At 67.1% G+C, this 23,304-nt stretch carries 26 protein-coding genes and 3 pseudogenes; 17 read left to right on the top strand and 12 right to left on the bottom strand.

What is annotated here, in order from left to right:
* Positions 1-34 precede the first annotated feature (34 nt).
* The 3 genes from BLR21_RS40970 to BLR21_RS40960 all read right to left on the bottom strand — a co-directional run bounded on the left by BLR21_RS40970 (position 35) and on the right by BLR21_RS40960 (position 3,097).
* Positions 35-1,546 carry a tyrosine-type recombinase/integrase gene (locus tag BLR21_RS40970; RefSeq protein WP_176930005.1) on the bottom strand — a complete coding sequence of 504 codons (1,512 nt, stop codon included), beginning with the start codon at positions 1,544-1,546 and terminating at the stop codon, positions 35-37.
* Positions 1,547-1,720: 174 nt separating this feature from the next.
* Complete coding sequence (locus tag BLR21_RS40965) at positions 1,721-2,047, bottom strand: helix-turn-helix domain-containing protein (RefSeq protein WP_090014935.1); 327 nt, start codon at positions 2,045-2,047, stop codon at positions 1,721-1,723.
* On the bottom strand, positions 2,048-3,097 hold the full coding sequence (locus BLR21_RS40960; RefSeq protein WP_256335224.1) for a tyrosine-type recombinase/integrase: 1,050 nt from the start codon (positions 3,095-3,097) through the stop codon (positions 2,048-2,050). It abuts the gene before it with no gap.
* Between the two features lie 320 nt (positions 3,098-3,417).
* Between BLR21_RS40960 and BLR21_RS44315 the strand changes: the two are divergent.
* From BLR21_RS44315 to BLR21_RS40920, 10 genes and pseudogenes are all read left to right on the top strand, one after another.
* A pseudogene (locus tag BLR21_RS44315) lies at positions 3,418-3,978 on the top strand (DNA cytosine methyltransferase); the annotation flags it as partial.
* A gap of 76 nt (positions 3,979-4,054) precedes the next feature.
* Positions 4,055-4,498: a hypothetical protein gene (locus BLR21_RS44310; protein ID WP_256335255.1), complete on the top strand. Its 444-nt coding sequence runs from the start codon at positions 4,055-4,057 to the stop codon at positions 4,496-4,498.
* A gap of 146 nt (positions 4,499-4,644) precedes the next feature.
* Complete coding sequence (locus BLR21_RS44305) at positions 4,645-4,866, top strand: hypothetical protein (protein ID WP_256335254.1); 222 nt, start codon at positions 4,645-4,647, stop codon at positions 4,864-4,866.
* Positions 4,867-5,374: 508 nt separating this feature from the next.
* Entirely contained in the window at positions 5,375-5,659 is a 285-nt protein-coding gene (locus BLR21_RS40950; protein WP_090015501.1) for a hypothetical protein, read from the top strand.
* Between the two features lie 395 nt (positions 5,660-6,054).
* The gene (locus BLR21_RS40945) at positions 6,055-6,432 is read left to right on the top strand and encodes a VUT family protein (protein WP_338061097.1); all 378 of its coding nucleotides are present in this window, start codon (positions 6,055-6,057) and stop codon (positions 6,430-6,432) included.
* Entirely contained in the window at positions 6,429-7,376 is a 948-nt protein-coding gene (locus BLR21_RS40940; protein WP_256335253.1) for a deazapurine DNA modification protein DpdA family protein, read from the top strand. Before BLR21_RS40945 ends, BLR21_RS40940 begins: the two co-directional genes overlap by 4 nt.
* Positions 7,348-8,049: a recombinase family protein gene (locus tag BLR21_RS40935; RefSeq protein WP_090015498.1), complete on the top strand. Its 702-nt coding sequence runs from the start codon at positions 7,348-7,350 to the stop codon at positions 8,047-8,049. Before BLR21_RS40940 ends, BLR21_RS40935 begins: the two co-directional genes overlap by 29 nt.
* 62 nt (positions 8,050-8,111) lie before the next feature.
* A complete protein-coding gene (locus tag BLR21_RS40930) occupies positions 8,112-8,402 on the top strand; it encodes a helix-turn-helix domain-containing protein (protein WP_218131125.1) in 291 nt (96 codons plus the stop codon).
* A gap of 140 nt (positions 8,403-8,542) precedes the next feature.
* Positions 8,543-9,733 (top strand): tyrosine-type recombinase/integrase, encoded by a 1,191-nt coding sequence (locus BLR21_RS40925; RefSeq protein ID WP_090015494.1) that lies wholly within the window; start codon positions 8,543-8,545, stop codon positions 9,731-9,733.
* A 276-nt stretch (positions 9,734-10,009) separates the two neighbouring features.
* A complete protein-coding gene (locus tag BLR21_RS40920) occupies positions 10,010-10,837 on the top strand; it encodes a hypothetical protein (protein ID WP_143028135.1) in 828 nt (275 codons plus the stop codon).
* A gap of 239 nt (positions 10,838-11,076) precedes the next feature.
* Here BLR21_RS40920 and BLR21_RS40915 read toward each other — a convergent pair whose 3' ends face one another.
* The 4 genes from BLR21_RS40915 to BLR21_RS42165 all read right to left on the bottom strand — a co-directional run bounded on the left by BLR21_RS40915 (position 11,077) and on the right by BLR21_RS42165 (position 15,397).
* Positions 11,077-12,045, bottom strand: a complete 969-nt coding sequence (locus BLR21_RS40915) for a DUF4238 domain-containing protein (protein ID WP_090015490.1) — start codon at positions 12,043-12,045, stop codon at positions 11,077-11,079.
* 176 nt (positions 12,046-12,221) lie between these two features.
* Positions 12,222-13,661, bottom strand: a complete 1,440-nt coding sequence (locus BLR21_RS40910) for a DnaB-like helicase C-terminal domain-containing protein (RefSeq protein ID WP_143028134.1) — start codon at positions 13,659-13,661, stop codon at positions 12,222-12,224.
* A 215-nt stretch (positions 13,662-13,876) separates the two neighbouring features.
* Positions 13,877-14,665, bottom strand: a complete 789-nt coding sequence (locus tag BLR21_RS40905; protein WP_090015486.1) for a hypothetical protein — start codon at positions 14,663-14,665, stop codon at positions 13,877-13,879.
* A 306-nt stretch (positions 14,666-14,971) separates the two neighbouring features.
* On the bottom strand, positions 14,972-15,397 hold the full coding sequence (locus tag BLR21_RS42165; protein ID WP_143028133.1) for a hypothetical protein: 426 nt from the start codon (positions 15,395-15,397) through the stop codon (positions 14,972-14,974).
* 325 nt (positions 15,398-15,722) lie between these two features.
* On the opposite strand from BLR21_RS42165, the gene lgt reads away from it, so the two are divergent.
* On the top strand, positions 15,723-16,715 hold the full coding sequence (lgt, locus tag BLR21_RS40895) for a prolipoprotein diacylglyceryl transferase (protein WP_090015482.1): 993 nt from the start codon (positions 15,723-15,725) through the stop codon (positions 16,713-16,715).
* Positions 16,716-16,748: 33 nt separating this feature from the next.
* Here the strand turns inward: lgt and BLR21_RS42160 are convergent.
* Positions 16,749-16,871: pseudogene (locus tag BLR21_RS42160) on the bottom strand (DUF202 domain-containing protein); the annotation flags it as partial.
* A complete protein-coding gene (locus tag BLR21_RS40885; protein WP_090015480.1) occupies positions 16,868-17,212 on the bottom strand; it encodes a YidH family protein in 345 nt (114 codons plus the stop codon). The gene BLR21_RS40885 and the pseudogene BLR21_RS42160, both read right to left, overlap by 4 nt.
* A 907-nt stretch (positions 17,213-18,119) precedes the next feature.
* On the opposite strand from BLR21_RS40885, the gene BLR21_RS40875 reads away from it, so the two are divergent.
* Positions 18,120-18,386 (top strand): metal-sensitive transcriptional regulator, encoded by a 267-nt coding sequence (locus BLR21_RS40875; RefSeq protein WP_245816199.1) that lies wholly within the window; start codon positions 18,120-18,122, stop codon positions 18,384-18,386.
* Positions 18,387-18,396: 10 nt separating this feature from the next.
* Here BLR21_RS40875 and BLR21_RS40870 read toward each other — a convergent pair whose 3' ends face one another.
* Genes BLR21_RS40870 through BLR21_RS40860 form a run of 3 tightly spaced genes read right to left on the bottom strand, consistent with a single transcriptional unit; the run spans position 18,397 to position 20,953 of the window.
* Positions 18,397-19,191, bottom strand: coding sequence for a sulfite exporter TauE/SafE family protein (locus tag BLR21_RS40870; RefSeq protein ID WP_218131124.1), 795 nt, complete (start codon positions 19,189-19,191; stop codon positions 18,397-18,399).
* 5 nt (positions 19,192-19,196) lie between these two features.
* Positions 19,197-19,568: a rhodanese-like domain-containing protein gene (locus tag BLR21_RS40865; protein WP_090015474.1), complete on the bottom strand. Its 372-nt coding sequence runs from the start codon at positions 19,566-19,568 to the stop codon at positions 19,197-19,199.
* Positions 19,565-20,953 (bottom strand): MBL fold metallo-hydrolase, encoded by a 1,389-nt coding sequence (locus tag BLR21_RS40860; protein WP_090015472.1) that lies wholly within the window; start codon positions 20,951-20,953, stop codon positions 19,565-19,567. Before BLR21_RS40860 ends, BLR21_RS40865 begins: the two co-directional genes overlap by 4 nt.
* 190 nt (positions 20,954-21,143) lie before the next feature.
* Here BLR21_RS40860 and BLR21_RS40855 point away from each other — a divergent pair, with 190 nt between their 5' ends.
* The 5 genes and pseudogenes from BLR21_RS40855 to BLR21_RS40835 form a co-directional block, all read left to right on the top strand.
* On the top strand, positions 21,144-21,518 hold the full coding sequence (locus BLR21_RS40855; protein ID WP_245816152.1) for a DUF302 domain-containing protein: 375 nt from the start codon (positions 21,144-21,146) through the stop codon (positions 21,516-21,518).
* Between the two features lie 18 nt (positions 21,519-21,536).
* Positions 21,537-22,166 (top strand): hypothetical protein, encoded by a 630-nt coding sequence (locus BLR21_RS40850; RefSeq protein WP_090015470.1) that lies wholly within the window; start codon positions 21,537-21,539, stop codon positions 22,164-22,166.
* A 12-nt stretch (positions 22,167-22,178) separates the two neighbouring features.
* The gene (locus tag BLR21_RS40845; protein ID WP_218131123.1) at positions 22,179-22,409 is read left to right on the top strand and encodes a YgaP-like transmembrane domain; all 231 of its coding nucleotides are present in this window, start codon (positions 22,179-22,181) and stop codon (positions 22,407-22,409) included.
* A 178-nt stretch (positions 22,410-22,587) separates the two neighbouring features.
* Positions 22,588-22,944, top strand: a pseudogene (locus BLR21_RS40840) (cbb3-type cytochrome c oxidase subunit I); the annotation flags it as partial.
* Positions 22,945-22,996: 52 nt separating this feature from the next.
* A partial coding sequence (locus BLR21_RS40835) for a transposase (RefSeq protein ID WP_143028076.1) occupies positions 22,997-23,304 on the top strand: 308 nt, incomplete at its 3' end.

Here is a 23,304-nt window from a genome sequence, read left to right as displayed (position 1 = left end):
TGAACTCCTTGAGTTCACGAAAACTGAAGCAACTTCAGCGGGAACCCAAGTGGTCATCGGCCTCATTGTCGGGGTTGGACACTGGGGTTCGCAACGAACCCGAGGACGTGGCGGCGTGAACGTCCTCAATCAGTTGGCGTGCGTTGGTCGCGTAGCGGATCGCGGTCTGCGCGGCCATGCCAAACACAGCCGACAGGTGCAGCGGGTCGGCGCCGCAGGCGATGGCTTCCTCGAGTTGCCGGTCGATCCGCAGACGTTCCAGGTTCGCGGGGAGTCCTCGCAGGTTCAGGATGAACGCGGCGCTGACCGGGCCGAGTCGAAGCGCGCTTTCCTTGCTGATCAACAGATGTGGGTTGGCGGTGTGCGGCCATCGGCGGCGTCGGTGGTCGAGCCACTCGACCAGCGCGCGGTAGGTCAGCTCGTCAAGCGGGCGTGTCCGGCCGGCGACGGTGAGCCGGTGGTTGGCGAGGTCGACGTCGCCGAGTTGCAGTGCACGGATTTGACCGGGGCGGGCCGCGTGCACGAGCGCCAGTGTCAGGCACAACTTGGCCTGAGGTGTGGTCGCGGCTTGGACCGCGCAGGCGATGTCCTCATCGGACAGACGTTGCCAGACAGGCGGCGGGTACTTCCCGATTCGGATTCGGGCGACCGGGTTGCGGAAGATCGCTCCCTCACGTTTGGCCCAGGTGAACAGCGAGCGCAGCGCCACCAAGGCGTGCACCCGCGGCTCGCCGCGCAAGAGGTCGAGGTAGTCGATGACATCGTCGCGAGTGACTTCGCGCAAATGGTCGTAGGTGCCCGACCACATCTGCAGTGCGGGTCGCGCGGCATTGACGTAGGTCATGGCTGTCTCGGGCCGACGTGGTCGGCGGCGAGGTCCGCCGTCGCGCACCACGTGCGCCCAGCGCCGCACGTGGTGGGCGATCGCGGGTGCGAGATTGTCGAGTTTGGACTCAAGCCAGGTGTCGAACACCGACGGCCTGTCGTCGTGCAGGATGCCCATCGCGGCCAGCACGTCGAGGACGTGGACCAGGCCGCCGCCCCGGTTGCGGATCACATGCTGGAAGTCCGAGACTCGCACCGTGTCGCCGTCGGTGTGAGTGACCAGCAGCATCACGAGGTTGCGGTTGAGGGTGCGTCGCACGATCGGATCGAATCCGCGTGTCTCGGCCATCGTGTGCGCGAGATGCAGCGCCCACGCCAGCCACGGATTGTCCGGCGCGGAGCCGGATCTCAGGTCGACGTGGCCATAGCGGTAGGTGCGGGGCAGGTCGGCGAACAGAACGAGCTGCGCACAGTCCAGGTGGGGACCACGCGCCACCGGCGGTGGCGGTTTGGCGGGGCGTCCTTTCGCTCCGCGGCGCCGCTCAGCCGTGCGCGGGCGAGCACGAGGGCGGTACAGGTCGGCCAGGAACAACTGGTGGCACTGCACCGCTGCCACGAACGGGGCGAGCACGACCTTCCCGCGCGCATCCTCGGCGGCGACGGCGCGATCCTCGCGGGCCTGGCACCAGCACAACCGGCAGTAGCCCTTCTTGAGCCGCACGCGACGCCCGCACGCACCGCACTCGCCGACGTGCTGGCCGAAACGGGCAGCGGCGAAGTTGTAGCAAGCCAGGCACACACCCTGTGCGTAGGTCTGCCCCCACGCCAGGCAGTCCGCGCAGCTGGTCACCGACCGAGCGACCCTCGGCCCGACACCGTCACGCGCGACCATCGATCAGGTAGGCGGCAAGGACCGGCCGTCCCGCCGACGCGGCACCACGCGCGGCGGCTTCGCCGGCCCGTTGGCAGCGGACTGCTCGCTGTCGGCATTCGGGCCACGAACCTTGTCCGGCTCGGGAATCAACAGTTCCCCGATCTGGCAGCCGAGCACCGTACAGATCACATCCAGATCTGCGAGCTTGAGCGACGCGGGCTGGCCGGACCACAGGTTGGACATCTTGCCCAGCGAGATGACCAAGCCGTATTCGGCGAGTCGCCGCTGCAACTCGGAGGCTTGCCAGATGCCGCGGTTCGCCGCGACCAGACGCAGGTTCCACCGCATTCACATCAGTCCTTCCAGCCGCGTGGCGGCGCGTTTCTGCCCAGCGATCCAGGCGTCTTCGATGCGGCTGCGGTGCACGTGGACGTACTTCATCGTGGTGGCCACCCAGGCATGGCCGTACATCTCCTGAATGGAGATCAGGTCGAGACCGCCGAGGTAGAGCTGCGAGGCGCAGTAGTGCCTCAGCACGTGCGGCGACAACCGGCCCGCCCACTGCGGCAGGTGCGTCACGGTCGCCTCGGCCAGCCCGGCGCGCAACGTGTCATAGCCGACCCGGCAACGCGATCCGTCACGGTTCGTGCGCTCGGAAGGGAACAACGGCGCACCGTGCCGGGTGTGATCGTCGCCGAACTGGCCCCACACATCCTCGACATACCAACACAAAGTGCGATCAGCACCGTTGAGCAACGGCACCATCCGCTCGCGCGGCCCGGAGCCTCGCGCGCCTTTGCCCATCCGGATGTGCAGCTTGCCGAACCGGCCCAGCTCCCAGCGGATGTCGGCCAGGTCGAGGTGCCGGGCCTCGTTGATCCGCACGCCGACGCCTGCCATCAGTCGTGCCGCCGCATAGTTGCGCGCCGAGGGCGCGAACTTCCGGCAGGTCGCCAGGTCCTGCGCCCAGCCAGTGAACAGCGTGTTGATCTCGCTTTCCAGCGGCGGGATCCGCAGCCGAGCGTCTTTGTTGCCGCGCGGCCGGTTCATCTCGTCGAGCGGGCACTGCACGACCCGGCCGGTCATCGCGTGCAGCTCGACCTTGTGCCGCAGCTCGAGAAACTCGAAGTAGACCGACAGCGCTCCCGCGCGGGCCAGCCGGGTTCCGCTCGGCGCTGCGCGCATCACCTTGCCGAAGTAAGTGTCCGCATCTTGCGGCTCCATCTCCCACAACGGCCGGCCGAACCAGTCCCGGATCTGCTCCAGGTTGCTCACATCGCCGCGAACCGTGCCGTCCGCCAGACCCGCCGACGACCGCGCGAGCACCAGCCCGGCCATCACATCGACCTCGAACCGCTCGAGCTCCTCGGGCGACGCCACCACGCGGCGTGCCCGCAAGTCCCGAACCGGTGCGACGGCCAACCCACGCCCCTTGTCTTCGGACAACGTGCAGAGAGTTCAGCCAAGATGACATCACTTCAGAAATTCCGAAGCAACTTCAACACGCCGATCCTCTCGGATCGAGCGACGAAGTACTGGGTCAGCAGCCGACCACGACCTGAGGCCCGATCGAACTCAAGTGATGTCGGATTGTCGCGCCGGGGTTCGAGTTCAGCGATCGCGGAGGTTCACCAGGATTCCCGACGCAACGTCAGCGGCCGAGCGCGACACGCCGCGGACCCGAGTGTGCACTCGGGCAAGTCCGGGAGCAGGGTGGCATGAGCGCCCAGACACGCCGTACCCGGCACGGGACACGGCCCACGCCGGTACCCCGCCGCTGCCTCCCCGTGCGCGCGGCTGCGGGGGCAGGGGCGGCAGTCACACCGCAACCGCTGTCCGTCCTCGGCAGCCCCGGTCCGGTCGTGGGGTCCCTCTGCACTGGTTATGGCGGACTGGACCTCGGCGTGCTGGCCGCGCTCGGCGGGGGCCGCATCGCCTGGTGCGCCGACCCCGATCCGCACATCCGCGCGATCCTCGACGCGCGGATGCCGGGCGTGCCGAATCTCGGCGACCTCCGCGCCGTCGACTGGACGGCGGTGGAGCCGGTCGATGTGCTCACCGCCGGGTTTCCGTGTCAGGACATCTCCGCCGCCGGGCGGCGCGCGGGCATCGAGAAAGGCCGACGCAGTGGCCTGTGGACCGACATCTTGGTTTGTCTTCGGATACTACGACCAGCGTTGTGCGTGCTGGAGAACGTCGCCGCGCTTCGCTGGCGCAACGGAGGACTCCACCGTGTACTCGGCGACCTGGCCGAAGCAGGGTATGACGCGTTCTGGCGTAGCGTTCGCGCCGCCGACGTCGGTGCCGCACACCGCAGAGAACGCGTGTTCTTGTGCGCATGGCCACGCCCCGGTGGTGTCGGCAGCGGCACCGGAGATGCTGCCGACGCCGACCGCGCACGACGGTTCCTCCAACGGCATCTCGGCGGCCAGCAGACAGGGCGGCCCGTCGCTGCTGGACCGGTTGCGGCTGCTGCCGACACCGACGGCATCGGACGCGAAGAACTGCACCCACAGGAAGCAGGGTGGAGGTTCGTCGCTGCCCGACCAGGCGCGGCTGCTGCCGACGCTGAGGGCGTCGGACACCGGCACGGCAGGGCCTCAGGCGGGGGCCGGGTTCCGGCCGCCGTTGTCGCAGCAGGTGCTCCCGCTGGTGGACCCCGAGGCGTTCCTGCCGACGCCTCGGGCGACCGACGGGACGAAGGGCTGTCCGGCGCAGCGGGGGTCGAAGGGCGACCTGATGCTGCCGTCGGCGGTCATACGCCTGCTGGTCCCCGGCACGGACGACGGCGTCTCGTAGCCGTCACCGATCCGGATCCCGCGTCGCCGGTATCGGCGCTTCCCGAGGTGGACTGGGGCGACTACACGCCGGCCGTGCGTCGATGGGAACAGGTACTCGGGCGGCCAGCACCGTGCCCCACTCAGCCCGGCGTCCATGGCCGTCCTGTGTTGGCCCCGGCCTTCGTCGAATGGCTCCAAGGTCTGGAACCGGGCTGGGTAACAGCTCTGCCGCTGCCGCGCACCGCGCAGCTGCGCGCGCTGGGCAACGGCGTCGTCCCGCAACAAGCCACCTATGCCGTCGCTTTGTTGCTCACCGATCTCGTCGCGCTGCTCGGCGGTGACTGCACCGAGAACTCCTGCTCGGGGACGGAGGCCAACGCGGCATAACCGGTCCACCTTCCGCGCATGACGTCGGTCCGGTTTCGCGGTGCCTTTCGCTCGGCGCCGACGGCCAGAGCAGCGCGGCTGCCCTGGCCGTCGGCCGCGCCCGCAGATCGCTGTCGCGAGCGCCGTGTCCGAGTGAATCGACGCGGTGATCCACGGCCGGATTCGGTCCGGTCACGGCTGGGCGTGGTCGTCGGCTCGCACGTTCGCCCGACGCGAACGCGCGGGGAGCAAAGGCCGGGCCAGCGGGATCGAAGACGTCAATTTCCTCAGCACTTTCCCTCCTCCGTACCGAACACCACGGCGCCCGGCACAGAACACAGCGCCAGGCGATCAGCCAGAACTCCCTCTACCTCGATCACAGACCCCCGAACCAAGACCAACAGACCGTCGCCCACACTCTCGACCCGCCGGAGGGTTAACGATGTCGCCGCTACCTACCGCCTCCGAGCCAACCGGTTCCAGCTCGCTCGCAAGCACATTCGTCCACGACTTCCTGCCGACTTTCGCAATGGCCGCCGGCATGCTGGCCGCGATCTGGCTCGCCTGCGCGATCATCGCCACAGTCGGCGTCTACCTCGCCGGATTCGTGTTCCTCGGCGCACGCATGCTGATCCGCACGGTCATCCGCTGGATCCGGCGCCGCTGGGCGTCCGAATACGCCCACCTCGTCACCGTCAACGCCGACGGCGTCACCACCACCTCCGTCAACCCACGCCGCGCCCGCCGATGGCACGCACAGCCATCGACACCCGACGACACCCCGCGGTCCAGCGACGGACGAGGCGCGCCATGAATCCGTCGGGCCCAGAACAACCTCACCTGTCGAACGAGGCAGGGATACGCACTACTGGACACAAGATCACCCCGCTGATGGACCGCGCGGCAGCTGACGCTCGGTGCTGCCGTTCCTGCGAGGCAGTCCGATCCGGACGAGATCTCGCGGTGGTGGCGCCGCTGCGGCACGGGCGTCGTCGTGGAGCACGCGGCATGCCGGCCCTGTCCACGCACTCGTTGCCAGCGGGAGCAGATCGTGGTGGTGACCGGTCCGCCCGCGCCGTGACCATGGCTGGACTGGTAGTCGTCGCCGCCTACGTTGGCACAGTGCTCACCGCGAACTGGGCCTCCGTTCACTGGCCCGCAGCGGTTCTCGGACCGTTGGTGATTCCGGCCGGGACACTGTGGTCGGGCGTGACCTTGACTCTGCGCGACCTGCTGCACGAGACACTGGGAACGCCGGGCGTGCTCGCAGGAGTCGCGGCCGGCGCCGGGCTGTCGTGGCTGCTGGCCACGCCGCAGATCGCGGTCGCCAGCGCGGTGGCGTTCGCCGTGTCCGAGACGCTCGACTCCGTGCTCTACGCCGTGCTGCGCCGGGGCTCGCGGCTGCGCGCGGTACTGGGATCGAACCTGCTCGGGATGATCGTGGACAGCCTGCTGTTCGTGCCGCTCGCGTTCGGTTCGTTCGCCGCCGTGCCGGGGCAGGTGGCAGGCAAAACGGCCGCGACGGTGGTCACGTTGCCGCTGCTGTGGGTCGCTTCGCGAAGCCGGTGCCGGGCGGTGCCGCGATGAGGTTCTATCTGGGCACCCACCAGCCGTCGTGGCTTGCCCGCGATCTCGGTGTCCCGCTGTTGGTCTCCCACCGAAGGTTGGCCGACCGGCGCAGCCTGCCGCGCGCGACCGGGCCGTGGGCGTGCGACTCCGGCGGCTTCACGGAACTATCGATGCACGGCCGATGGCGCATCAACGAACGCGGCTACGTCGCGGCGCTTCGCCGCTACGCCACCGAGATCGGCAATCTCGCGTGGGCCGCACCGATGGACCACATGACGGAGCAGCACATTCTGGCCCGCACCGGCGCGACGGTGCGCGTGCACCAGCACCGCACTGTCGTCAATTACCTGCGGCTGTGCGATCTTGCGCCTGAGCTGCCGATCATCCCGGTGCTGCAAGGTCAGTCCATTGCGGACTACAACAGGTGCGCGGATTTCTACGAACGGCACGGCGTCGATCTGGCCGCGCTGCCGTTGGTCGGGGTGGGCAGTGTGTGCCGGCGCCAGCACACCGCGGAAGTCGAGCAGATCATGCGGTCGCTGGCCGCCCGCGGGTATCGCCTGCACGCTTTCGGGGCGAAGGTCCAAGGGCTGGCACGTTATGCCGACGCGATCTCCAGCAGCGACTCGGCATCGTGGAGTCTGCGTGGCCGATACGTTCCCGGCTGCTCGCCCACCCACCGCAGCGAATCCAACTGCCTGCCCTTCGCAATGGCCTGGCATGCCCGCCTTCTGCGCTCCTTGCGTATCGACGAGCCCGGCACCCAGTCGGACTGCGTGCCGACTTCCACACATGCCAACGGATCGCGTGCGCGCGCCGAGAAAGCGAAACGCACCCGCCCTGACTCAGCGTGCGCCGCGCCCGCAGCCGGACGGCGACCCGCGCACAGAACTCGCCCAGGGCATAGCCCGCCTTCACGAAACGGAGACTGCCATGCACTCGAACACCGCCGCACGCGATGAGTCCGACGACCGCACCCCGCGCTGGGTCGCAACCGACGGCCGTCACACCCTGCGGCAGCGCCTCACAATCCTGGGGGCGAGGTTGTTCCGCTCACAGGAGGACACAAACAACGAAGAGACCGAGCTGTCGTGGCGCGTTCGGCAACGCGTCCTGCACGACTACCACGCCAGCAATCTCGCCACCGCCCGCGCCGGATCCGAAGAACTGGTACGCGCAGGTTTCAATACCGGAGACGTGCCGTACGGCTACCGAGCCCGACGGGTCCGGGTCACCCCGACCGGCCGACGGCCGCGCTGGCGCACCCGGCTGCTGATCGAGCCGGTCGAAGCGTCTGCAGTCCGGATGATCTTCGTGTGGCGAGGCGAAGACCGGTTGTCGGTCTCGGAGATCCGCCGCCGACTCGCCGCGTCGCGCTACCCCGCGCCACTCGACGCCGACACCGGTCAGCCTGGCGTGTGGACGGTGGCGGCCGTCCAGGCGATCCTGCACAACCCGAAGTACCTCGGCTGTCAGGTCTGGGGACGCACGCACCACGGCAAACGGGTGCCGCGATCCGAATGGGTCTGGTCGGAGGTCTGGGTGCATCCCCCGGTCGTGACGCCGGCCGAGTTCGCCGCCGTCCATCCACGCTTCCGCTACCCACACTCAACCAGCGCAGTCGATGCCGCATGACTCCGCACAACTACATCGACCAAGCACGCTTGGCTGATCCGCAAGGGCCACGACCAGCACGTATGTCAGTCACGGGACGTGCGTACGAGGAGGATCTTGCGCAGATGCCCGCGGCGGCGCAACCGGAACTCCCCGAACCGCCGGGGGCGCAGCTGCTCTACACGCCCGGCCAGGCCGCGGTGATCCTCGCGGTCAAGGAGTCCTGGCTGCGCAAGCAAGCAGGGAAACGCCGGATCCCGTCCACGCACCTCGGCAAGCACCTGAGGTTCTCCCACGCCGATCTGGAAGCGATCGTCGCGTCCGCGCAACGCACCACCCGCACCCGGACACGACCGCCTCGACGTCACGGATGAGCTCAATACATCGATGACAACGGACCTCTTCGGACTGTCCAAAGTTCTTGTGTGTCAATGCTTCCCCTTTTCGGAGCATCGAGCGTCCATGTGTTTGTCACATCCGTGACCCCCACACCACCACCTCGGAGGAGGTCAACATGGCCTGGGCAGAACAGTGCGGCGACAACACCTGGCGCGTCCGCTACCGCCGCGGCGACGACACCATCGGCTCGATCCCCGGATTCTCCACCGAGCAAGCCGCGCAGGACCACATCGACGACATGAAATCCGAGCAGCGCAAAGGAACCTGGCTCGACCCCGTCGGCGGCCAGACCACCCTCGGCGATTTCCTCCCCGACTTCTGGGCAGCGATCGACGTCGACCTGCGCACCGAGGAGAACTACCGCAGCATCGTGCGCAAACACATCGAACCCCGCTGGGGAGACACCGCCTTCGCTGACTTCAAGAACCTCAAGATCCAAGCATGGGCTAAAGAACTCCGCACACAACTATCCGCCGTCACGGTGCAGGGCATCACGAAGCTGTTGTCACTGATCCTGTCCGACGCGGTCGACGAGAAACTCATCGCGGCCAACCCGATCCGGCCACCTCGCCGGGGCCGCCGACGCCACGGCCAGCGCCCGAAGAAGAAGGTCTGGGCCGAACCCGCCGAACTGCTCGAAGTCGCCGACCAGATCGCCTCCTGCTACGGACCCAGCGGCGCCATCCTGGAAGTTACCGCCGGATGGACCGGAGCCCGCTGGGGCGAACTGACCGGCCTGCAACGGCACAACGTGCACCTGTTCGACGACGACACCGGCTTCATCGTCATCGACCCCGACACCGGCACCCTGCACGAATCCGCCTCCGGCAAACTGTGGCTCGGCCCGCCCAAGACCGAGGCATCCGCGCGCACCATCAGCCTCGTCCCGTTCAACGTCCGACTGCTGCGCATCCAACTCGCCACGCACAAGCACCCGCACGTCTTCATCGGCCCCGACGGCGGACTCCTGCGGCGCAGCAACTTCGCCCGCCGCGCCCAGCGCCCCGCCGCCGACGGCAACCTCCACGTCGACAACCCCAGGATCCGGCTACACCCGGCCAAACCCGGCCTGACCTTCCACGGCACCCGCCACAGCCACAAGACCTGGATGATCGACGACGGCATCCCCGAAATCGCCCAAGCACTCCGCCTCGGCCACGTCATGCCCGACAAGGTCCAGGAGACCTACTCCCACGTCGCCGCCGCCGTCGAAGCCCGCCTGCTGCAACGCCTGCAGGAGCGCTGGGACAAGGCCGTCATCAACGCACCCGTCGACATCGACAGCACCTGGCGCCTCGCCGCGTGACAAGCCGCTCAATCCCTTGCCTCCACTCAGTGAGGACTTCGACGGTGCTCGCGTCTCCCCGCCGGCGGGCCACAAAACGCCAAGCACGACGTGACCCGTTGTACCGCCGAATACGGGGCAGGCGGCTGCGGCGGTGAAGCGGGCATAGCCGTTCTCAGGCGCGACGTCCGGTAGGCGCCGGGCGCGGACGGAGTCGACGGGACGGGACGGCATGGCCTTCCGCACGGAGGCCAGGGTCACGCTCTTTCGACACCGGTGTGTCGTAGCGTGCTGCGAATGGTGCTGTACAGCGAGCCCGAGCAGACGCGATCTCGGATCGCGGAATTGGCCCAGTACATGAGTTCTCATGTATTGGGTGATGATGGGTTCTGCTGTGGACGGGAGTCGGCGTGTCGGGCGTCGGCATTGCGGCGTCAGGGGACATCGTTCTGGCGCGGCCAGCTTTCGCACGTCGGACAGCACTACGACCTGGTGGAGAACGGCAGGCCGTGGCGGGTGCTGGTACTGGGGATGGAGACCGGAAGGGAACGCGAGCTGGTCACGTTGGCCGAACGCAGCCTGGAGCAGCAGCCGGTGATCAGCGGTGATCCGCGCGGTCGTAAGCCACACATGAAAGGCACCGCCAGTGCATTGCGGCTCGCCTTTGGGCGCACTCCAGGTCCTGATCGGCGTGGAGAGCTGCTCGAACTGGCCAATACTCCGGAGCCGGTACACGTCATGGATGCCTACGCGCTGGTCAACATGCGGCTCTGCTCGGCGGTAGCCACCGGGACCACGTCGTCGCGGGGAACTCCGGTGATGACGACGAACTGCCTGCCTCACCTGGCCGCCACGGTGCGCATTCTGGCGCCGACGCTGTGCATCCTGCAAAGCGGCCCTGCGCGAGCCGGGATCGATTCCTTGGTGACGCAGGTGCGACTCCAGGGCTCGAACCTCGAACACGTCCACTTGGCCGGCGTCCCGGTGTACCTCGCATCGTTCATGCACCCACATCAGCAGGGCCGCAACTCACCACAGAACTGGGGAAGATCGTTTTCGACGCCGTATCTGGACAGTGTCGTGACACCAGCGATCCAAGCGGCTCGCCACCTGCATTTCAGTTGACGCCTGGACAGCTGAACAGCGTCACTGGGGGAGGGGCTACCGAGATGTCGCCTGCGACGTCCCGTTCGACACCGCGGCGGAGATGACGTAACAAGCGTGGCTGATTCACGCTACAACCGGCGAGGTCAGTCGTCGGCCTGTCGGTCCGCGTGGAGCCAGCACACCCACACGTAGGTCGTCACACGACAGACAAATCATCTTCTGTGGCACTGTCTTGGCCTTAGCGTCGGTGCTCACGGTCAGCCGTCGACGCCGTCGAACGGGTCAAATGGATCGGGTAGGGCTGCGAACTCGTGGGCGTCTTTGTCTGCAGCGCTGAGCGTGGCGCCCCAGATGATCGGAAGGATCCAGCGCTGCGTCTGGATGTCGTCGTCCAGCGCTCGGCGCAGCGGGTCGTCAGCGAGACCGTCAGGGTGGAGTGCGACAAACTCTCTTGAGTTGAACACCGTGGCCCGGTTGAAGTCTGAGGCACTGAGCCGACGGTTTCTGTACGGATCGCGGGCGATGATCAATCCAAGATCTGGCGCCAGTGGCATGGTGATGCGTGCACAGTTGCCGAAGCCGAGAGCGACGCCATGATGAGTCCAAGCCGTTGGCATGTCGCTGGTTTCGCCGTCGGCCACGCCCCACATACAGACCAAGTTGTCGGCGATCACGAGCTTGGCGGAGGTTGGCCGGTACAGCCGCCAGGTCCACGGCCCGTGCTGCAGCCAGTCCACGACGTAGCTGGATCGTTCCTTTAGATTGAACTCGTCTCGGGCACGAGCCCACCACGGGCTCAAGACGTTCATGAGTATGGGGAGCAGCCCTGCCGAGCGATTGCTGTCGTCCACCGGAACATCACCCGTCACGCTGCGTCGGACGGTAGTGAGCAAGAACCGGCTGCGAGCCCATTGCAGCGAGATCAGGAAGCCGAGTACCTCACGCTGAGACTCGGTGACCGTTCTGGTGGTCGTGCTGCGGAGTGTCTTGATCACCTCGGCGGCAGCACCTTCGATCCCGCTCATGCCCTGTTCGAGGGTGACGTGGTCCGGCTCGCGGCTGGGCCAATACAGGCTGTGCCCCAGGTTGGTATGCCCGACGTCCCGCACGTTCGATGGATAGGAGGCGACGCGGTCGGTGCGGTGGATCAGAAGCCGCCCACGGTCGTCGGCGAAGAGCTGGAGCAAGAACTGTGGCACGTAGTGATGCTTCTTGGGTGCGGACATGCTCGTCCTCGAGCTACTCGGTAGGTGGACTGGCTGCCGGCTGCACGGATCTAGCTGATCCTGGAGGCCTGGTACAGATCAAGTGTCGGCCCGGAGGGCGCTGGCGTCACCGATCGCGATGGCGCCCTGAGGAGGCGTGTTTGCTTTGCCGAGGATTTGATCAACATGACAGCATTTCACCTGGCGAGGTCGGTGAACCTGGCGTAGTGCAACTGGTGGGCAACGGTGATGGTTGCCGTCGGTCCGTTGCGGTGCTTTGCCAGGATCAGATCCGCTTCGCCAGCGCGAGGGTTATCACGTTCGTTGAGATCAGGTCGATTGAGCAAGATCACGAGATCGGCTACCTGTGCCAGAGAGTCCGACTCGCGAAGATCGGCCAGGAGGGGCCGCTGGTCTACTCGCGCTTCGACAGTACGGCCGATCTCCGCAGTCACCACAATCGGAACCTCCAGTTCCAGAGCCAGCGTCTTCAGACGGCGGGCCACGGTGGACACCTCGCGTTCGCGGTTCGCGCCGGGTTCCGTGCGTGCTTGCACCATGTTGAGTGGATCGATGGCCACCAGACTCAACGGCTCCTCCTGGTCCAGGCGGGCGATCTCGCCGCACAGGGCATCAACGTTCGCGGCCGGGGTTGTGTTGACGAGCAGGGGCGCTTCGCTGATTTCGGGCATCCGGCGGGCCAACCTGGTCCAGGCGTCGTCCGACATCAAGCCGCCGCGCATGTCGGAGAGCCGGATTACCGATTCGGCGCATAGGATGCGCTGGGTCACGTCGACACCCGGTTGGTCCAAGCAGAACAAGGCCGACCGCAACGAGTGCTTGATCGCGGCGTTCCGGACGAAGCCCAGCAGCAGTGTGCTTCGCCCTGCTCCCGGCCGGCTCCCGATCACCGTCAGCGACCCAGCTGGGAGCCCGTTGGTGATCAGGTCCAGGTCCGCGAAGCCTGTCGGCACGCCGAGCATCACGTCCGGGCTTGAGGCAACCGCGTCGACTGTGTCCATTGTGGGCTGGAGCAAGTCCGCCCACCGCTGAGTCGACCGCATCGTCGCACCTTGCCGGCGCCCTTGCCGAAGCTTCACTTGGCGAGCGGTGAGGATTAGGCGAGTCTCCTCAGAGACACCTGTCGTGCCCGGACGATCGCGGAACGTCTCGATGCCTTTCAGGACATCCTCGATGATCCCGGCCTCTGCCGGCTCCCGTGAATCCAAGAAGACCGCGGCTTCATGGTTGGTGTGCAGGCCCCCGCGAGTGAGGTTGGCCGAGCCTATCCATGCCTCGGCGTGGCCGTCTGGGAAGTGCGTGTAGTAGGTTTTGGCGTTCTGGAACTCGTCTGGGTGGACAACGACCCGAAGCGTCGCCTGGTCGCCGAAAGGGGTGAGCAGCTCGCTCAACCGAATCAGCGCGTCGGGATCGGCCTGGTCGGGTGCTCCACCCGCGACGATGAGCAGTTGTCCTCCACGCTGGAGAAGTGCGAGGAGCTGCGGTGCCACATCCTCGACGGCGCGAAGGCTCAGAAACCCAGTCCGCATGGCTGCCATGTCGGCTTCACCGAGACGAGAAGGCAACCAGTCGCCGAATGAAGGACCATTGGAGAGCACGGTGTCGGTGTAGCGCACTGAGTTCCCATCTCTAGTGTGCCAAGTCAGCTGAACCGAGCGTATCGACGCCCAGTGCCGCCGACACCTCAATACCCACGCCACTACCGCAACCCTCCACCACGATGGTCATCGCGCTGACAGCACCAACCATGACCATCTGGTGCGGGTGAAATGTGAAGGCGCGGCAGCAACGTTGGCTGAGCGGGAGCCAGGGGACTGGCCATCCCGGCCGCTCAAGGGAACGGAACAAGCGCGGTGCGGGAGTTATCGGGAACCCAACGACGGTCGTTGGGCCCGTTGAAGACATCCCGGGGCAACGGAACCGCCTGGCTACTGACGGTCTCGAAGACGTCCAGGAAGACATCATCGCTGTGTGGCACACCATCATCTCCGGCCGCCGCCTCGAGAAAGGCCACCGCGGCCTTCGTCGTGGCGCCGCACGGGAAGTCGGCGCCGTGTTCCACGCGCCACCGGCGCGACCACTCCTGGAACGCCAAGTCCTCCCGACGCAAGACCGCGACCGCGCTGACGTACTCGTGGTCGCCACCGATCCGCTCCCCGGTCTCCGGATTCACGACCGCCAACTTGCGGTTGAAGCCGGTTGTCCAGGAAACGTCGCCGCCGTCCCCGTCGGCGGTCACCGAGAACTCGACTCCGACGTCCCCGTACATGGCTGCCATGACCGAGAACGGATCAAGGGGAATCGGACACCCTTTCGGATTTGCCAAGACGACGACGAGCGGCCGGTCCGGGATGCCTTTGAGCTGCACGGCCGCCGTCGTGATGTGCTTCCGGATCGGCTTGAGAACCTCCGCCTGCGACAGCGCCCCGACTCGCCCTGATCCACAAGTACCCGCGGTGTTGAACGACTTGATCTCACAGACGAACTCGTGCGGGTTTGCACGCACGAGATAGTCAGGGCGCTTGCCGGTCGCCAGGTCCGGCTCGTGCTCGAACCCGTACCCACGCTCGCGCAGGTAGTGTTCGAATCGAGCTTCGGCCGGATCGCCCGTCCTGTTCACGTCTCCAGCATGCGCTAGGTAGTGCGCCCGACCAACTGAGTTGGCGTGACAAGGCCACCTGGACGGCGGCGTGAATTTGATCAGCCACGTCACGGGCTGTTCTGTCTTCGGGGTGGTGGTACTCGGGCCTGCTCGCAGGTAGCGGTTTCATGTCCGGCCTGCGGAGTGCCGAGCGGGTCACCTGTCTGGCCTGCTGCTGCCGTCTGGCAGGATTGGGCGTGGGGAGCTTCGAGGTCCACTTGATATGCGTGAACGCATCGTCACGAAGCGAATGCGCAGGGTGATAACCGCAGCTCCGATCCCCCTTCAACACCTGTCCCTATTGGGTTGAAGGGAAAGTTGTCCATGTGGGCTTGGTTTGTCGGCGGCGCTATCTTGTTGGTCGCGCTGCTTCTCACCTACACCGGCCATAAGGCTGCCTCGGCGGCGACCGAGCAACAGCGCGCCGACGCATACCGCGTCTTCCTTGCGCTGTTGGTGGCGGCGATCGCTGTGTGCTTCCTGCTCGCGATGGTCGTGCAGCAGGCCGGCGTGCTCTGACGCGTCAGGTGCGATGTTCAGATCTGCGTCGGGTAGTTCGGCGGCCAGCCGCCCCACGACGCTCACGGCAGAGTTCGCAGATGCGTCGCACAGCGCCTCCACAGTGGACTCGTCATCGGCCTCGACCTGATCGTCGCCATCAACGAGGGCGATGCCGAGGTCGTTGACGAGCTGCCCTGACGACCACTCCACGTCACCACCGATTACGAGCCAGAGCCGCGCGTGTTTGACACACCCGCTATGGCGGCGTAATCATGCCGGACTCTGTGTCGGGTGAACGCCGGGTGCGGCCGGAGCGGATGGTGTCCGTGAGGTGTGTCGGCGACGTCTGCTGAGTGAGCGCGGTCAGCGCGAGAGCCGCTACTGTCCGTCGCGGTCAGCATGGGTCGTTCCTTCGGCTGCAGCTGTGCGGCGGCTATCGATAGAACTATTGACGTAATGGCGGTTCTTCCTTGCGAAAGCCTGACGATCGAGGCTGGTCGCCGGCGGTCTGAGGCCGTTGAATACGGTGGCTGGCATGACGAGTGCGGTGAGCGGGATGCTCGCGACGATCCCTAGCCCGGACCAAGGCGTGTGGCACGTGGGTCCGCTGCCCATTCGTGCCTACGCCCTGTGCATCATCGCGGGCATCCTGGTGGCGATCTGGTGGGGTGATCGCCGGCTTGTTGCCCGTGGCGGCACGAAGGGCACCGTGGCCGACATCGCGGTGTTCGCGGTGCCGTTCGGCCTGGTCGGCGGCCGTCTGTACCACGTGGCGACCGACTACTACCGGTACTTCGGCGAGGGCAAGAACCCGCTGGACGCGTTGAAGATCTGGGATGGCGGTCTCGGCATCTGGGGCGCGATCGCGCTCGGAGGAGTGGGTGCGTGGATCGGCTGCCGTCGTCGCGGTGTCCCGCTGCCGGTGTTCGCCGACGCGGTCGCGCCCGGCATCGTCGTGGCGCAGGCGATCGGCAGGCTCGGCAACTACTTCAACCAGGAGATCTACGGCGCTCCGACGGACCTGCCGTGGGGTCTGGAGATCTACCGCAGGGAGACCGAGAACGGTGTGGTGGACATGCTCACCGGCGTGGCCGTCGACCACACGCCGATCATGGTCGTGCACCCGACCTTCCTGTACGAGCTGATCTGGAACCTGCTGGTCGCGGCCGTCGTGGTGGTACTGGACCGCAAGCTGCGCCTGGGTCACGGCCGGGCGTTCGCGGTGTACGTGGCCGGATACACGTTGGGCCGGTGCTGGATCGAGCTGATGCGCACCGACGACGCCACGCACGTGTTCGGGGTCAGGATCAACGTCTGGATGTCGATCCTAGTGTTCCTCGGAGCGGTCGCGTACTTCGTGCTGGCCCGGCGTCGTGGGGACCGTGAGGTGCTGATGTCAGATCCCGTTGCCCGCGACGAGGGGGACGGCGGACACGCAAGCGCCAAGGACGAGGGCGGCGAGGGCGAGCAGGACTCGCGGGCGGGCAGTGAGCTGTCCGCGCCGGGCGAGCAGAACCAGCGTCACTGACACCCCGGCGGTGCACACGGCGGGCAGGGTCGCCAGGCCCCAGCCGTGTCGCGCCGCGACGCCCACGAGCAGCAGCGAGCAGGCGGCGGCGGAAAGTGCGGTGCGGTGCCAGGCGAGGTTCGTGCGTTCCGGTTGCAGGCCGGCGTCACGGTTCATCCGGCGATCACCAGAACCGCGGCGAGCAGGGCGAGCGCCAATACTCCGACCGCCAGCACCGCGACCATGGGACTGGGCGGCAGTGCGGCTCCCGCTCGCATGGCCTGCTGAGCGCGCCGCCACCGCGGGAAGCTGGTGGCCGCGACGATCGCGGCCAGGACGATGCACGCGAGCGCGAGCGTGGTGGTGGCTCCGGCCCAGTCGAACGGTGGTACGAACTGACGTACCGCGACCCCGGCCGCGAGCAACCCCAGTGCCGTGCGGATCCAGGCCAGGAATGTGCGCTCGTTGGCGAGTGTGAATCGGTAGTCGGGCTCCTGGCCCGGTGGTTCGGCTGTCATCACCTCTCCTGGCTGTCGCGCGCGGCACTGGTCGCCGGTGTCGGCGAACTCGACGTGGTGGCCGGCGCCACTGTGGACTTGATCGTGATGGTAGGGGTGGGCTCGGCGGAGTGCGTTGAGGTGATCAGGACGGGCTCGTTCTGCGCCGACACGCCGCAGCCGGTCGTGAGGCAAATAATCAGCAAAGCCAACAATGTCCGGCTCATCGTGCCGCGGCCTTCGGATTCTCGACGACAGATCGCGCGCCCCCGCTGGGACAGGCCTGTGCCCATCCGCGACCGTCGTGCCGACGCACGTGTTCTGCGACGAGGGCGAGCCCAGCCCGCTGCCGGGGTCCGTACCCCTGCTAACCGGCCCGGTCACCGCGCGAACCGCTCAAAGATCCGTTCACGCAACTCGGCCGGGACACCAGGACCGCTGTCGTGGACCCCGAGGTCGAGCAGTCGCTACGCAAGAACGTAGGTACTTGACGCTGACCACGCGGAGTTCACTCGCAGAGCTGGCCATGCAGAAGCCCGTCACGAAGATCGAATAGCCTCTGTGTTTTTGCCGACGAGTTTTGGCCCCACCCGTCCGGTCAGTTCTGGCCCCACGTGGTCGGCTCCAAAGACGGCAAGGACGGGCGGAAGAGCCAGGTGGTGGCCGGTCTGGGCACCCGGCTTCCGACTGGACGGGGTGGGGCCAAAACTCGCCGGACACACCGGACGGGTGGGGCCAGAACAGGCCGGCAAAGACACCTCTGCATCACGATGTGCAACTGCACATCTCTTGTGTCTTCGGACAGCTCAGCTGGCTCTTCGTGGTGTCGTCCGTCATAGGCAGTGCCTAGTTGTCCGGATCGGGCTGGGGCCGGTGTCCGGGTATGATACCCAAGGGGGTATGTCGACATCGGAGGTAAGTCGTGGATCTGGAGCTGGCCGGTGAGGAGTTGCGGTCGGTGTTGAACCGGCTGCGTCGAGCTCAGGGGCAGATCGCCGGGGTGATCCGGATGATCGAGGAGGGGCGTGACTGCGAGGCGGTGGTGACGCAGCTGGCGGCCGTGTCGCGGGCGTTGGACAAGGCGGGATTCGCCATCATCGCGACCGGATTGCAGAAGTGCATCGCCGAGGGGCAGACACCTGACGGCGAGGACATGAGGAAGCGGCTGGAGAAGTTGTTCCTGTCGCTGGCCTGACGTCCTCACTTCAGCGGAATGTGTTGATGGCCGCTTCGGTGAGCATGAAGGCCGCGACGGCGAGCAGCACGATGGCGAAGACGCGCTGCAGCGCGCGGGCGGACAGTTTCGACGCCAGGCGCTTGCCGTCCCAGGCGCCGAGGATCGCGGTGGCGGCAAAAGGGGCCAGAACGCCCCAGTTGAGGGCGGTTGGGGTGGTCACCAGGCGGGTGGTGAGCGCGACCGCCGAGTTGACCACGATGACGAGCAGGCTGGTGGCAACCGCGGTGCGCATGCGCAATGAGAGTGTGGCGATCAGGGCCGGTACGGCCAGGAAGCCGCCGCCGACGCCGAGCAGGCCGGTGACCGCGCCGAGACCGGCCCCGGCCGACAACGCTTTGGTGGTGCTGGTGCGTGTGGCGGTCGCCACGGCGCCTTCACCCCGATCGTCGGCGTGATCGCGATCGCCTGGAGAGGCGTTGGTCTTGTCGCGGAGCATGGTGATGGCGGCCAGGGCGGCGATCACGGCGAACGCGGCGGTGAGTGCGGGTGCCGGGATGCGGTGAGCTGCGATCCCGGCGGCGACCGCGGTGGGCAGGCCGGCGATCGCGAACAGCCATCCGGTGCGCCAAGCGACTTCGCGGTACTGGCGCATCAGGGCCGTCATCGAGGTGGCGGTGACGATGAGCAGGCTCGTGGTAGCGGCTGCGGCCGGCTCCAAGTGCAGCAGGTAGACCAACGCCGGAACCGCGAGTACACCGCCTCCGCCGCCGAGCGCGCCGAGCGCGAGGCCGACGATCGCTCCAGCGACGAGGGCGAGGATCAAGGCACTCACGCGACCGTGCCGTTCCCGCCCCGCTCGTCGACAACAGGCAACCCGGCCTGTTGCCACGCCTGCATCCCGCCGACGACGTTGAAGACGGTGTGGCCACGCTCGGCCAGGATCCGGGAGGCCACGCCGGAGCGGGCCCCGGAGCGGCAGATCGCGAGGACGGACCGCTGACGGAGATCGACGGGCAGCTCAGCTCCGTCACGTAACTGCGACAGTGGCATGTGGACTGCGCCAGGGGCGTGGCCGGCGGCGTACTCGTCGTCTTCACGGACGTCGAGCAGGACTGCGGTCCTGGCGGTGACGTGCTGGTAGGCGAATGCCGGGTCGACTTCGTCCGGCGTCGTCGCGCCGTGGGGCGGGGGAGTGGTCATCGGGCGTGTCGCTTCCGCTCGTCGGTGCGGATGGTGAGGCCGTCGATGTCGCCTGCGGCGCTGTAGTCGTCGTCGATGGCGACCACGTCACGACCTGCGGCGTCGAGCAGGGAGGCGCCGATGGAGGCGCGCATGCCGCTGGCGCAGTGCACCCACACCCGCCCCGGCGGTACCTCGTGCACCCGTTGCGGTAGCGAGTGGATCGGGATGTGCACCGTGCCGTCGATACGGCTCTGGTCCCGTTCGGAGTCGCGGCGCACGTCGAGCACGACCGGGCGCTCGCCACCGGAGAGCGCGGCGGCCAGATCACCGAAGCTCGCCCTGGGGAAGGAAACGGGCTTGTCGCCGTCGGGCACCCAGTCCTGCGGGGCACCGACTCCGGCGGCGGCCGGCCGGTCGATGCCTACCCGCACGAGTTCGCGCTGGGCCGCGGCGACCTGCTCGGCGGACTCGCCCAGCAAGGTGACCGGCTTGTTCCACGGCATCAGCCATGCCAGGTAGGTGGCGAGCGAGCCGTCGCCTTCGATGTTGACCGCCCCTGCGACATGGCCGTCGGCGAACGCGATCCGCGACCGGAGATCGACGACCCATTCCCCTGCCGCGAGCCGCTCGGCGATCTCGGCGGCGTCGGCGCGTCGCGGGGGAGTGAGATCGACTGGGGCCGGGCCGGTGGCGTTGATCGGCCCCATGTGGGTGTAGTAGGCGGGCACGTCGTCCAACTGGCTGAGCAGTTGGGTCACGAAAGTGTCGACATCGCTGGTCAGCGCTTCGTTGGACTGCTTCTCCGCGCCGATGGTGGTCGACTCGCCCTGGGCCTGCGACGACGAGCAGAAGCTGCCGAACCCGTGAGTGGGCAGCACCGGCACCGAGTCGTCGAGTTCGTCGGCAAGCCTGTGCGCCGAGGCGTGCTGTGCTCGCGCGAGCGACTCGGTCAGCCGGGGATCGACCAGGTCAGGACGGCCCACGGTGCCGATCAGCAGCGACCCTCCTGTGAACACCGCGACATCGCGGCCGGTGTCAGCCAGCACGTAGGAGGTGTGGTGAGGAGTGTGGCCTGGAGTGGCCACAGCCCGTAACACCAACCCGTCAGCAAGGTCGATGACCTCACCATCGGACACCGCGGTGTGGTCGAAGGCCACTCGCGCCCCGGCGGGCACCACGTACTGAGCGCCGGTCAGCCGAGCCAGTTCCAGCCCGCCGCTGACGTAGTCGTTGTGCACATGGGTTTCCACGACCCATCCGATGCGTACTCCTTTGCGGGCCGCCGCGGCCAGCACCTGGTCGACGTCGCGGGGCGGGTCCACCGCCACCGCCACCGCGTCCGAACCCGCGAGGTAGTGCCGATTGCCCAGGCCCTCGACCTCGATCGTCTCGACGAAGTACACGACTGGAGTCCTCCTCTCGCCTCAAGATACCCATAGGGGTATCCTCACCCTACCGGATACCTCCGGGGGTATGTAGATCGCAGATTTGCGGTTAGCGACTAATACGCCACGGGGTACCCCGAAGTCGACGAGTGGACACAGCTGGGTGCGAAAGGCGGGAAGATCAGTGGGGTATGACCGGAGCGTGCGAGTGGACGCCGGGTTCGCCGACACGGTGGAGGCGGTGCGCGGGGCATTGGCAGAGCAGGGGTTCGGGGTGCTCACCGAGATCGACGTCACCGCCACCCTCAAGGCCAAACTTGATCACGACATGGAGCCATACCTGATCCTCGGAGCCTGCAACCCGCCGCTGGCCCGGCAGGCCCTGGACGTCGACCGGGCCATAGGCTTGTTGCTTCCCTGCAACGTCGTGGTTCGGGCCGACGGCGACGGCACGTTGGTGCAGGCACTCGATCCGGCCACGATGGTCGAGTTGACGGGTCTGCCCGATCTGGCCCCCGTGGCCGCCGACGCGGCACGCCGCCTGGATGCCGCCCTGTCCAGTCTGGGCGCCGGCACCGGGTGAACGAGTCCGCAGGACTCGATGGCTCCTGTTCTGCAGTTGCCGTCATGGCTGGCGGCGGTCGTGGCCGCGGCGCTGCTCGTGGTGATCGCGGCCGCCATGGTGTGGGCGTGGCGCGTACGGTGCCGACCGCGGCATGGCTGGCCGTCCGTGGCTGCGACCGACTCGGTCGTGGCGGGCGTGAGCGCGGCGTTGGCGATGGTCCCGATTGGACTCGTCGTGTCGGCGATGGGGTTCGAAGTCAACCGCTACGGCCGACTCGTGGCCTTTGTGGTGACGGGTTCCGACCGTGGGATTGTGCTGCTGGCGCTGCATCTACTGATCGGGATCGTCAGCGCCTTTCCCCTGGTCTGGTTGTCCTTGGCCGGTCTCTGGCCGCAGAGCTTGTCTCGTCGACTGGCGCTCAGCCTGCTCTACGGCGGTGGCTACTGGCTTGCTGTCAACGCGCTGGCGCTTCCGGTGTTGTTCGGCCATGACCATCCGTGGGCGCGAGGCATCTCAGGGGTCTGGCCGAGCCTGCTGGTGCACCTCGTCTACGGCATCGGAGTCGGGGCGGTTCTGCAGCTGCGGCGTCAGCCCGTCAGTCCGCCGTCCGCCGCCGTGGCCTGTGTTGTCACAGACATCCCGTCTTTCCCGGCGGGCAATTCCTAAAAGGAGTACATCGTGGGACTCGTTCGATTCCTTGGCAGCCAGGCAGGTCGTGCGCTGCGCGTCGTTCTCGGACTCGTCATGATCACCGTGGGGACACTCGCCGGTGGCGGTTGGTTGGTCCTCGCCGCGGCGGGATTGCTGCCCGTTGCGGCTGGGGTGTTCGACTTCTGCCTGATCGGCCCGCTGCTGCGACTTCCAGTGAAGGGCAGGCAGTTGCGGGCACGGTTGGCTGCTCGCGCCTGATCATCGCCAGCGCACTGTCACGGACCGCAATCAGCACGCACCGGCCCGGCTGATCGAGTGAAAGTCGGGAAGGACGTTTGACGGAGCAGTCTGCGGGAAGCCGCATGCAGGCGCGCGCCTGCGGTGACTCGGCCACGGCGCCCCGCAGGCATGCCGTAGGAGTGAGGAGCGCCTGTCGATGACAGCTACCAAGCCCGTTCCGCAACCGGTGCTCGTGCGGCCTCAGCGCGCGGCCAAGGGATCGGTACTACTGGGGCTGCTGCGCACCACCGATCACAAGAAGATCGGCGCGATGTACATGGTCACCACGTTCGCGCTGTTCTGCATCGGCGGCGTGATGGCGTTGCTGATGCGCGGCGAACTGGCCAGGCCGGGGTTGCAGTTCCTGTCCAACGAGCAGTACAACCAGCTGTTCACCATCCACGGCACCGTCATGCTGCTGTTGTTCGCGACGCCGGTGGCCTTCGGTTTCGCTAATCTCGTGCTGCCTTTGCAGATCGGGTCGCCTGATGTGGCGTTCCCCCGGCTCAACGCCTTGTTCCGTACCGGGTTTGATGGAGACATTCAAGCCTGGATGATGAGGACTGATGGCCCCACCGAAGAAGTACCCAGACGAACTGCGTGAGCGGGCGACCCGGATGGCCGTGGAGGCGCGCCGGGATCCAGCGGCCGCGACTGGTGCGATCAAGCGGATCGCCGACCAACTCGGGATCCATCCCGAGGCGCTGCGGACCTGGGTGAAGCGCGCGGAGACCGACGCCGGGGACCGGCCGGGCACCACGAGCGGTGACGCGGAGCGGCTCGCGCAGCTGGAGCGGGAGAACCGTGAGCTGCGGCGGGCCAACCAGATCTTGAAGTCAGCGGCCAGTTTCTTTGCGGCGGAGCTGGACCGTCC

The sequence above is a fragment of the Lentzea albidocapillata subsp. violacea genome (assembly GCF_900100275.1).
In the GTDB taxonomy this organism is placed as follows: domain Bacteria; phylum Actinomycetota; class Actinomycetes; order Mycobacteriales; family Pseudonocardiaceae; genus Lentzea; species Lentzea violacea.
The sequence above is the reverse complement of the archived record's forward strand: the minus strand, read 5'-3'. Positions and strand labels throughout refer to the sequence as shown.